This window comes from Amycolatopsis kentuckyensis, assembly GCF_002155975.1.
In the GTDB taxonomy this organism is placed as follows: Bacteria; Actinomycetota; Actinomycetes; order Mycobacteriales; family Pseudonocardiaceae; genus Amycolatopsis; species Amycolatopsis kentuckyensis.
In genome coordinates this window covers 22,834-32,179 of the sequence record NZ_MUMI01000143.1, presented here as the reverse complement: position 1 = coordinate 32,179, position 9,346 = coordinate 22,834, and the positions used below count along the sequence as shown (strand labels likewise).

Genomic DNA, 9,346 nt, shown 5'->3' with positions numbered 1-9,346 from the left:
CGGCACCCTCGACGACGCCGAGTTCACCGACTCGGGGCTGCCGGCCCGGACGCCCGGCGCGCAGCTCGCGCCCGGCTCGGTCGCCCCGCGCACGCAGCAGGAGCCGCCGGACCCGTCCTTCCGCGACCCGGCCGCGGTGCGGAACAACCTTTCCCGGCACTACAGCGGCATGCGCGCGGCCCGGCACCGGGTCGCGGGCGAGCCGGAGGCGGAGCGGCGATGAGTACCCGGCAGGAAGGAGCGGAAGTGGCCGAGAGGTCCCGGAACTGGCTGGTGTCGGCGTTCACCCAGGAGGTGCCCGGCGTCGCGCACGCCGCGCTCGTCTCGGCGGACGGGCTGCTGGTGGCGGCGAACGAGACCCTGCCGCGCGACCGCGCCGACCAGCTCTCGGCGATCGCGTCCGGCCTCTCCAGCCTCGCGCTCGGCACCGCCGACCTGTTCACCGCGGGGCGGGTGGTGCAGTCGGTGATCGAGATGGAGCAGGGTTTCCTGCTGCTGATGAACGTCGGCGACGGCTCGAACCTGGTCGTGCTGGCCAATCCCGGCTGCGACATCGGGCTGGTCGGCTACGAGATGACGCTGCTGGTGGACCGGGTCGGGAAGGTGGTCGAGACCCCGGCTCGGCCCGCGGCCGCGCCGGGAGCGGCCCGGTGACCGAAGGCCGGCGACGCGAGGGCGGGCGGCACGCGGCGTCGCTGGCCCGCCCGTACGCGTGGACCGCCGGTCGCACCCGGCCGACGGTCGACTTGGCGGTGGAAGCCCTCGTGGAGACGACGGCGGAAGGCCGGACGGCCCCCTTCAGCCCGACCAACCCCCTGGCCGTCGTGACGCAGTTCTGCCTGCACCAGCGGTCGGTGGCCGAGGTCGGCGCCCACCTGGGCGTGCCGCTCGGCGTGGCCAGGGTGCTCATCGGCGACCTGCTCATCGCCGGCCAGGTGTCGATCCGCGACACGCTCACCGCGGACGCCTCCTGGGACGAACGGAACGACCTGCTCGAAAGGGTCCTCAGTGGACTACGTGCGCTCTGACAGTGTTTCCCGGAACGGTCTCACCAAAGGCCGGATCACCTCGGCGAAGATCGTCGTGGCCGGCGGGTTCGGGGCCGGCAAGACGACGTTCGTCGGTGCCGTCTCGGAAATCGCCCCGCTGCGGACCGAAGCCCTCATGACGACCGCGTCCGTCGGGGTGGACCGGGCCGAAGACGTGCCGGGGAAGTTCGCCACCACGGTCGCGATGGACTTCGGCCGGCTCACCCTCGCCGAAGACCTGGTGCTCTACGTCTTCGGCACGCCCGGCCAGCACCGGTTCTGGTTCATGTGGGACGACCTCGTCTGCGGCGCGGTGGCGGCGATCGTCCTGGTCGACACGCGCCGGCTGGCGGACTCCTTCGCCTCGATCGACTTCTTCGAGTCGCGGGGCCTGCCGTTCCTGATCGCCATCAACCAGTTCCAGGACACTCGCCAGCACGGGCCCGACCAGGTGCGCGAGGCCCTCAAGATCCCGGCCGCGGTGGAGGTCGTCACCTGCGACGCGCGTTCGCCGGAGTCGACGAAGCGGACCCTCATCGCCGCGGCCGAGCACGCGCTCGCCGAGCACCACGCCCCCAGATCACGCAAAGCTTGAAGGAGCCCGGAAATGCCCATGGACCACGAAGACTTCGCGATGGGCAACTGGCTCGTCGTACTCGCGTACCTCACCTCGGTGGTGGGCTGCGCCCTCGGTCTCGCCTGCACGCTGCAGGCGCGGTCCACCGACAGCCCACGGGCCCGGCTGACCTGGCTGGTGCTCGCGGCGGTGTCCATCGGCGGCGTCGGCATCTGGGTCATGCACTTCATCGCGATGCTCGGGTTCTCCACGCCCGGCATGCCGGTGCGGTACGACATCCTGCGCACGGCGCTGTCGGCGATCCTCTCGGTGGTGGCGGTGTTCTGCGGGCTGCTGGTCTTCGGCGTCCGCAACCGGTTCGCGTGGAAGCGGCTGCTGCTCGGCGGCCTGCTGACCGGGCTCGCGGTGGCCGTCATGCACTACACGGGGATGTGGGCGGTGCAGGTCAAGGGCGCGATCGGCTACGACCCGACGCTGGTCGTGCTGTCGGTGGTGATCGCCGTCGTCGCGGCGACGGCGGCGCTGTGGTTCACGGTCGGGCTGGACAAGCTCCTGCCCCGGCTGGCGGCGGGCCTGGTGATGGGCGCGGCGGTCACCGGCATGCACTACACGGGCATGGCGGCGGTGCGCCTGCACCTGGACCCGGGCGCGCCCGACCCGTCCGGCACCGAGGTGTTCTCGTTCCTGTTCCCCGTGTTCGTCCTGGCGGCGCTGGCGATGGCGGTCCCGATCTGCGCGGTCCTGATGGCGACGTCGAGCTCGGAGGCGCCCCGGCACACGACGGTCGCGTCCTAGTCCGGCGCGGCCACCGGGAACCGGTCGGCGCTGAAGTGGACGAGGATCGCCGTCGCCGTCGCGCAGACGACGTCGCCCGCCTTGAGCTCGCCGGTGGCGTGCAGCTTGCGGCCGTCGCGGCGGACGAGGCGGCCTTCGGCGGTGAGCGGCACCGCGTACGGCGTTCCCCGGTGGTAGTCGACGGTCAGGGACGCCGTCATCCCGGGAAACCCGGCGGCGGCGGTCGCGCGGCCCAGCACGTGGTCCAGGACCGCGGCCACCCAGCCGCCGTGCACGCGGCCGGGCGGCCCTTCGTGCGCGGCGCCGAGGAGGACCTCGGCGCACACCGACTCCGGCCCGACGCGCACCCACGAAAGCGGTGGTGCCAGCGGGTTCCCGGGCCCTTCGAGGGGGTTGTTGATGCTCAGGTGACCCCCGCCTTCGAGGGCTGCGAGCAGCAACGGCTTCGCGCCGCCGGCCGCTCGCAGCGCCTCGGTGACGGCTTCGACCCGGCTCGCCGCGGCGAGCTCGGCTTCGTCGTCGCGCACGTGGACGGAAGCCTCGATCAGCTCGCGGATCCGGGTGCCGAGCAGGGCCCGCCCGGGTGGTACGCCGTCGACGACCGGAAACGGGTTTTCGGACATCGCGCGCTCCCGGGGCCCGGAACTAGAACACGTTCCACTCTAGCAGGGCCGGGCGGGGCTCAGCCGGTGTGCCGGCCCCGCGCGTAGGTGTAGGACTCCAGCAGCACCCGCCACACCAGCTCGATCTCGTCGCGGTCACGCGGGCCGTAGACGAGCTGGGTGTTCTGGATCGGGTGCGGGACGCCCCAGCCGGCCTCGGTGACGACCTTCTTCACCAGCGGGGGCAGCGTCATGTGGAGGCTGCCGTCCTGCGGCGGGTGCAGGTGCGCGAACTCGCGGCTGTGCTTGATGAACGCGTCGTCCGGGCCGGTGCCGAACTCGGGGGCCAGGTGGATCGCCCTGGCCTCGGGGTACGGCACGTGCGTGGGCGCCAGGTAGACGCCGGCCAGCGACCGCATCCGCTGCCACAGCTCCTCCTGCAGCGTGGTCGGCGCGATCTGGTTGAGCTGGCCGTGCGGGACCGGGCCGCGGGTGCGCGGCTCCGGGCCGGGACGGTCGGGCATCTCGAACATGGTTACCTCCAGCGGAAGGGTCAGACCGGCCGGACGCGCTGGTAGCGCCGGCCGTGGTAGACGAGGGGGTCGCCGGACCGGGTGCGCACCGCGCACACCTCGCCCAGCAGCAGGCCGTGGTCGCCGGCGTCGACGGTTTCGCGACGCCGGCATTCGACGCTCGCCAGCGCGTCGGGGTGCAGCAGCGTGCCGTGCTCCCCGGTTTCGAAGCCGGTGCCGCCGAACCGGTCGGCGCCGGGCGTGGCGAACAACGCGGCCAGCTCGGCCTGCTCCGCGGTCAGCACGTTGACGCCGAAGTGCGTGCAGCGGGAGAACAGCTCGTAGGAGCTCGACGTCTTCGCCTGGCAGACGAGCAGCAGTGGCGGCCGCATCGACACCGACGTCACCGACGTCGCGGCGTACCCGCGGGGGGTGCCGTCGCCGTCGAGCGCGGTCACCACGCACACCCCACCGGCCAGCGCCGCCATCGCGTCCTTGAACTCGTCGAGCAGCGCCGCGGTCATCGGACGGCCTCCACCGCGGGGGTCAGCCACTCGCCCTCGGGCGCGCCGAAACCCGCGGACCGGGAGAACACCGTGCGGCCCCGGCGGATCGTGCGCTCGACGCGGCCGGTGAACAGCCAGCCCGCGTACGCCGTCCAGCCGCACTTCGCCTGGACGTCGCCGGGCTCGAACGACCAGTTCCGCGACGGGTCGAAGAGCACGAGGTCCGCGTCCAGGCCGGGGGCGATGGCGCCCTTGCGGCCGCCGATCCCGAACAGCCGGGCCGGCTCGGCGGCCATCACGCGCGTGACGATCGGCAGCAGTTCGTCCGGTGTGGCGTCCGGTACCCGGCGGCGCAGGCCGGTGTAGAGCGCCGGGAACAGCTCCTGCACCCCCGGCAGCCCGGGCGGGGCGTCCGGCGCGTCGAGCACCTTGTCCGCGAAGGCGTGCGGTGCGTGGTCACTGCCCACAGTGGACACTTCGCCGCGCAGCACCGCGTCCCACAGCCGGTCCTGGTCGGCCTGCTGCCGGATGGCGGGGCTGAGCCGGATCCGGGAGCCGTAGCGGGCGGTGTCGGCCGCGGTGAACGACAGGTGGTGCCCGGTGACCTCCCAGGTGACCGGCAGCCCGGTCGCCCCGGCCGCGGTGAGCAGGTCAGCTTCCTCGCGGCTGGACACGTGCAGCACGTGCGCCGCGGTGCCGTGCCGCCGGGCCAGCTCGATCAGCTTGGCCACCGCGACGATCCCGCCCGAGCGCGGCCGGAACCGTTCGTAGTCGCCGTACTCCGACGGCGCACCCCGCCACTGGTCCAGCAGCCGGAAGACGTCGTCGTCCTCGGCGTGGAAGAGCAGCCGCAGGCCCTTGCGCTTGGCCAGGGCGAACAGCTCGTCGAGCCGTCCCGGGTCGCGCAGCACGTGCGGCGCGGTGTGGTGCCCGGTCAGGAACGCCTTCGCGGTCATCGCCTCGGCCGGTTCGAACGCCTCGAGCGAAGAGACGTCGTCCGGGTTGACGCCCGCGTGGAAGCGGTAGTCGACCAGGCTGCTGCCCCGGATCTCGGCGTCCTTCGCCCGGGCGTCGTCCGGGGTGAACGTCGCCGGCTGCGTGTTCGGCATGTCGAACACCGTGGTGACACCGCCGGCCACCGCGGCGCGCGACGCGTGCGCCCAGTCTTCCTTGTGCGTCAGGCCCGGCGTGCGGAAGTGCACGTGGGAGTCGATCAGGCCGGGCAGCACGTACCGCCCGCTCGCGTCGATCTCCTCGGTGCCGGTCACCCCGCTCCCGGCGGGGAGCACGTCGGCGATCTTCCCGCCGGTGACGGCGACGTCGGCGACGCGGACGCCGCCGGGGCCGGTCACCCGGCCGCCCCGCACGACGAGGTCGTGGTCCTTCACGCGGCCCATGGCAAGCTCACCAGCTCTCGGCTCAGGTCGTTGGTCGGGCCCATCAGCGCGACGGCGCGGGCGTCGCGGGCCATCCGGTTGATCGGGTTGGTCACCACGTACCCGGTGCTGCCGAGCAGCCGCGCGACGCTCGCGACGACCTCCTCGGCCACCTGGGAGGCGTGGATCTTGCTGTACAGCGTGACTTCGCCGGGGTCGGTGCCGTCGCGGCGGCCGGCCCGTTCGACGAGCGCACGGGCGGACTCCACCTGCCCGCGCAGGTCCACCAGGCGGTGCCGCACCGCCTGCAGGTCGAGCAGTGACTTCCGTTGCGCGGCCTGGAAACCGAGGTCCCAGGCGGCTTCGGCGATGCCGGCCGACACCGCCCCGAGCGTCGCCCCGGACTGCCGGACGCCGGCGATGATCGTGCTCGCGGCGTCGCGCGGCCCGAGCAGCGCCTCCGGTCCGAGCCGGCAGTCCTTGAGCTCGACGAACCCGGTCGCCGAAGCCCGCATGCCGACCAGGTCGAGGCTGAGGTCCGGCTCGATGCCCGGGTTGGTCGCCGGCACCAGGAAGAAGCTCTGCCCGCCGGAGCCGTACGCGGAGTCGTCGTCGGTCACCGGCGTGCTCTGGGCGAGCACGAGGTAGATGTCGGTGATCCCGGCGCCGGTGGTGAACGCCTTGCCGCCGCTGACCGTCCAGCCGCCGCCGGGCAGCTCGTCGGCGATGGTGGACAGGTTCTTCTTCGCCGCGCCGGCCCCGGATTCGCTCCACGCCGAGGCGGCCAGCCACTCGCCGGAGGCCAGCTTCGGCAGCAGCTCGGCGCATTGGGCGTCACTGCCCCACTCGGCGATCCGGCTGCACACGGCCATGTGCTGGAACGCGATGATCGCGGTCGACGGGTCGTGCCGGGCGATCCGCGCGATCATCCGGTTGGCCTCCAGCGCGTCCGCGCCGGCGCCGCCGTAGGACTTCGGGACGACGAGACCGGGCAGCGGCGAGTCCCGCAGCGCGGCCAGCACCTCCGGCGCGGGCCGGCCGGCCTCGTCGGCCGCGGCGGCGTGCTTGTCCAGCACGTCGACCAGCTCGTCGGCGCCCAGCCTCGCGGGGGCGGTCAGATCGACAGCAGGCACGAGTCCTCCTTCAGGACGTGGGGTTCGAACGAGTCGATGGACACGGCGCCGGTGAACGACACCGTCTTCTCCGGGACGCTGACCCAGGACAGCTCGCTGTCCCGGTCGTGGCCGGTCACCGCCGCGGCGGAGGTGGTGCAGCCGCCCGCGGTGCGGATCCGCAGCGGGGCGGTGCGCCGGGTCTCGCCGCCGGCGAGGTGGAACGGGATGGTGCCGCGGATCCGGCGGGCCGCGCCGAGGCAGACGGCGCCGGTCAGCGCGATCGTCGGGTGCCACGACGGCACGGACACCGCGCGCACCGCGAGGCCGTCTTCGCCGTCCGGCAGGACCGCGGCCACCTTCGGGAACGCGCCGCCGACGGGGTAGCCGTACTGGCGCGCGGCCGAGCGGCGGATCGCGCTCATCGTGCGGAACAGCGGTTCCCCGGCGGCGAAGAGCTCCTCGGGCGTGTCCACGCCGAGGTCGTGGCCGGACAGGAACAGGTACGGGTTCCCGGCCGAGACCGCGCTGACCCGGATCATCCCGTCCTCGTACGGCAGGTCCGTGGTGGTCTCCCCGAACGGCAGCAGCTCGTGCAGCGGCACCGCGGGGTGGTTCAGGAAGTGCGCGGTGAACGTCGTCCGGTCGCGGACGCACTCGTCGACCTCGCACACCACGTGGTCGTCGGTGTTGCGGACGCGGACTCGGACGCGGTGGCCGGGCGCGAGCCGGGGGAGCCAGCCGAGCCTGCTGGCCACCACGACCGACGAGAGCACCGAGTGCCCGCAGCTGCCGCGGAAGTCGAACCGCAGGGGATCCCCCGGGATGACCTGCACGAACCGGTAGTCGAGGTCGAACAGCGGGTGCTCGGAGACCGACACCAGCGCGATCTTCGTGACCGCGGCCAAGCCGTGCTCGGCGAGCCAGGCGACGCCGTCGGAGAGCGCTTGCGCAAGCGCTTCCTCCGAGGACGGCAGCTGTTCGGCCGGCAGCACCAGCGTGGAGCTCGGGCTGCCGTGGGCGTGTGCGATGTGGGCGAGCATCAGGCCGCCCTCCTTTCCCCGGCGCCGCCGCGGGCCAGCTGCTCGGTCCAGATCCGGTGGATGAGCAGTGACCAGATGGCCAGCGCCGACTCGTCGTTCGGCCGCGCGGCCTGGGCGTCGAACAGCCCGGCGACGGCCTTCGGGTCGAGCTGCCCGCCGAGGGAGAGCGACGGGCCGGACAGCATGTCGCGGGCGTAGCCGTGCAACGGCTGCCCCGGCACGAGCATGGCGGTGATCGGCAGGGTGAACGGCTGTTTCGGCCGGTCGAGCACGGAGTCCGGGACCAGGCCGCGGGCGCCCGCGTAGAGCGCGCGCTTGACCTCCCGGCCGCGCACGCGGTGCTCGGTGGGCAGCCGGCGGGCCAGGCGCGTCACCGACCGCTGGCAGAACGGCAGCCGCACCTCGACCGAGTGGGCCATGCTCAGGTGGTCGACGCGGCGCAGGTGGTAGGCGGGCAGCCGTTCGTCCACCTCGAACCCGGTGATCGCGGCCAGCCGGTCGCCGCCGTCGGCGCGCAGCCGGCGCTCGATGCGCTCGGCCTCGGTTCCCCGCTGCCGCAGCAACTCCCGGTAGTCGTCGGTGTAGAGACGCTGGCGCAGCGCGGACGGCACCGCGGCGAGCGCCTCGACATACCCGTTCGGCCAATCCTCGGTGCCGAGCAGCGCGTCGCGGATGCGGCCGTAGCCGCCGAAGATCTCGTCCGCCGCGTCGCCCGAGAGCGTCACCTTGAACCCGGCGTCGTGCACCCCCTGGAACAGCAGGTACGTGCTGAGCGTGATCGGGTCGGCGTTCGGCTGGCCCAGGTGCCACACGACCTCGTCGAGCAGGCCGGGGAACGTCGCCGGGTCCGCCTCGATCTGGTGGTAGGTGGCGCCGCTGCGGGCCGCGACCTCGCGGGCGTACTTCTTCTCGTCGAACGGCCAGTCGCCGGTGTAGGCGATGTTGAACGCGTGCACGTGCGGGACCTTCTCCGCCAGCAGGGCCGTCACCAGGCTGGAGTCCAGGCCCCCGCTGGTGATCGTCGAGATCGGCACGTCGGCCAGCGCGAGCCGGTGGGTCTCGGTGCGCAGCGTCTCGCGCACCCGGGCGCCGGTCGCGGCGAGGTCGCCGCCGTCCTCGGCCGGGAACGCGCTTTCGGCGCGCTTCGAGATCTTGAGCCCGCCCGAGCGCGTGTAGACGGCGGTGGCCGCGCGCGGCAGCACGCGGATGCCGTCGAACATCGTCCGCTCGCCGAACGGCGTCTTGGTGGTGAGGTAGCTGTCGAGCCCTTCGTCCCACAGGTCCCACGGCACGCCGGGAACGCTCAGCAGCGCCGGCAGCTCCGAAGAGAAGTACAGCTCGTGGTGGTTTTCGTGGTAGTACAGCGGTTTCATGCCCGCGTCGTCGGTCGCGAGCACCAGCTTCGGCTCGGCCCGCAGGTCCAGCACCGCGATGGCGTACATCCCGTCGAGGTGGTCGACGAAGTCCAGGCCGTAGCGGTGGTACAGGGCCGGGAGCACGTTGCCGTCGCAGTGGTCGTGGAAGACGTAACCGGCGGCGTGCAGATCGCGGCGCAGCTCGGCGTGGTTGTAGATCTCGCCGTTGAAGACGACCTTGATGTCGCGGCCGAGCCGGTAGGGCTGCTCGCCGCCGTCGAGGTCCATGATGGCCAGCCGGTTGTTGCCCAGCGCCCAGCCGTCCCCGGCCGCGCTGAACCGGGCATCCGGGCCGCCGTGCCGCTGCAGCGCCGAAACCGCGCGCAGGTGGTGGTGCGCGAGGTCACCGCCCAGGTGTCCATAGATCCGGCACATGACGA

General features: G+C 73.0%; 12 protein-coding genes. 5 read left to right on the top strand and 7 right to left on the bottom strand.

What is annotated here, in order from left to right; translation table 11 throughout:
* From CCN39_RS15435 to CCN39_RS15415, 5 genes are all read left to right on the top strand, one after another.
* The coding region (locus CCN39_RS15435; RefSeq protein WP_143264046.1) for a hypothetical protein at positions 1–223 on the top strand (223 nt) is incomplete at its 5' end.
* Complete coding sequence (locus CCN39_RS15430; RefSeq protein WP_043776520.1) at positions 220–654, top strand: roadblock/LC7 domain-containing protein; 435 nt, start codon at positions 220–222, stop codon at positions 652–654. The genes CCN39_RS15435 and CCN39_RS15430, both read left to right, overlap by 4 nt.
* Entirely contained in the window at positions 651–1,028 is a 378-nt protein-coding gene (locus CCN39_RS15425) for a DUF742 domain-containing protein (protein ID WP_086842601.1), read from the top strand. The genes CCN39_RS15430 and CCN39_RS15425 overlap by 4 nt, the downstream gene beginning before the upstream one ends.
* Positions 1,029–1,062: 34 nt before the next feature.
* Complete coding sequence (locus CCN39_RS15420) at positions 1,063–1,623, top strand: GTP-binding protein (RefSeq protein WP_167455096.1); 561 nt, start codon at positions 1,063–1,065, stop codon at positions 1,621–1,623.
* 18 nt (positions 1,624–1,641) lie between these two features.
* A complete protein-coding gene (locus CCN39_RS15415; protein ID WP_167455095.1) occupies positions 1,642–2,400 on the top strand; it encodes an MHYT domain-containing protein in 759 nt (252 codons plus the stop codon).
* Here CCN39_RS15415 and CCN39_RS15410 read toward each other — a convergent pair.
* The 7 genes from CCN39_RS15410 to asnB are packed head-to-tail and all read right to left on the bottom strand — an operon-like array spanning position 2,397 to position 9,341.
* Positions 2,397–3,023 (bottom strand): PaaI family thioesterase, encoded by a 627-nt coding sequence (locus tag CCN39_RS15410; RefSeq protein WP_086842597.1) that lies wholly within the window; start codon positions 3,021–3,023, stop codon positions 2,397–2,399. The genes CCN39_RS15415 and CCN39_RS15410 overlap by 4 nt on opposite strands.
* A 59-nt stretch (positions 3,024–3,082) precedes the next feature.
* On the bottom strand, positions 3,083–3,535 hold the full coding sequence (locus CCN39_RS15405) for a luciferase domain-containing protein (RefSeq protein WP_086842595.1): 453 nt from the start codon (positions 3,533–3,535) through the stop codon (positions 3,083–3,085).
* Positions 3,536–3,555: 20 nt separating this feature from the next.
* Positions 3,556–4,038: a flavin reductase family protein gene (locus CCN39_RS15400; RefSeq protein WP_086842594.1), complete on the bottom strand. Its 483-nt coding sequence runs from the start codon at positions 4,036–4,038 to the stop codon at positions 3,556–3,558.
* Complete coding sequence (locus CCN39_RS15395; RefSeq protein ID WP_244210798.1) at positions 4,035–5,408, bottom strand: dihydroorotase; 1,374 nt, start codon at positions 5,406–5,408, stop codon at positions 4,035–4,037. Before CCN39_RS15395 ends, CCN39_RS15400 begins: the two co-directional genes overlap by 4 nt.
* Positions 5,405–6,529: an acyl-CoA dehydrogenase family protein gene (locus tag CCN39_RS15390; protein WP_244210797.1), complete on the bottom strand. Its 1,125-nt coding sequence runs from the start codon at positions 6,527–6,529 to the stop codon at positions 5,405–5,407. The genes CCN39_RS15395 and CCN39_RS15390 overlap by 4 nt, the downstream gene beginning before the upstream one ends.
* The gene (locus CCN39_RS15385) at positions 6,511–7,551 is read right to left on the bottom strand and encodes a PrpF domain-containing protein (RefSeq protein WP_086842590.1); all 1,041 of its coding nucleotides are present in this window, start codon (positions 7,549–7,551) and stop codon (positions 6,511–6,513) included. Before CCN39_RS15385 ends, CCN39_RS15390 begins: the two co-directional genes overlap by 19 nt.
* The gene (gene asnB / locus CCN39_RS15380) at positions 7,551–9,341 is read right to left on the bottom strand and encodes an asparagine synthase (glutamine-hydrolyzing) (RefSeq protein WP_086842588.1); all 1,791 of its coding nucleotides are present in this window, start codon (positions 9,339–9,341) and stop codon (positions 7,551–7,553) included. Before asnB ends, CCN39_RS15385 begins: the two co-directional genes overlap by 1 nt.
* Between the last annotated feature and the right edge of the window lie 5 nt (positions 9,342–9,346).

Coding starts and splice junctions, on each gene's coding strand:
- CCN39_RS15430 (WP_043776520.1), top strand. CDS start 220: ATGAGTACCCGGCAGGAAGGAGCGGAAGTGGCCGAGAGGTCCCGGAAC.
- CCN39_RS15415 (WP_167455095.1), top strand. CDS start 1,642: ATGGACCACGAAGACTTCGCGATGGGCAACTGGCTCGTCGTACTCGCG.
- CCN39_RS15410 (WP_086842597.1), bottom strand. CDS start 3,023: ATGTCCGAAAACCCGTTTCCGGTCGTCGACGGCGTACCACCCGGGCGG.
- CCN39_RS15405 (WP_086842595.1), bottom strand. CDS start 3,535: ATGTTCGAGATGCCCGACCGTCCCGGCCCGGAGCCGCGCACCCGCGGC.
- CCN39_RS15400 (WP_086842594.1), bottom strand. CDS start 4,038: ATGACCGCGGCGCTGCTCGACGAGTTCAAGGACGCGATGGCGGCGCTG.
- CCN39_RS15385 (WP_086842590.1), bottom strand. CDS start 7,551: ATGCTCGCCCACATCGCACACGCCCACGGCAGCCCGAGCTCCACGCTG.
- asnB (WP_086842588.1), bottom strand. CDS start 9,341: ATGTGCCGGATCTATGGACACCTGGGCGGTGACCTCGCGCACCACCAC.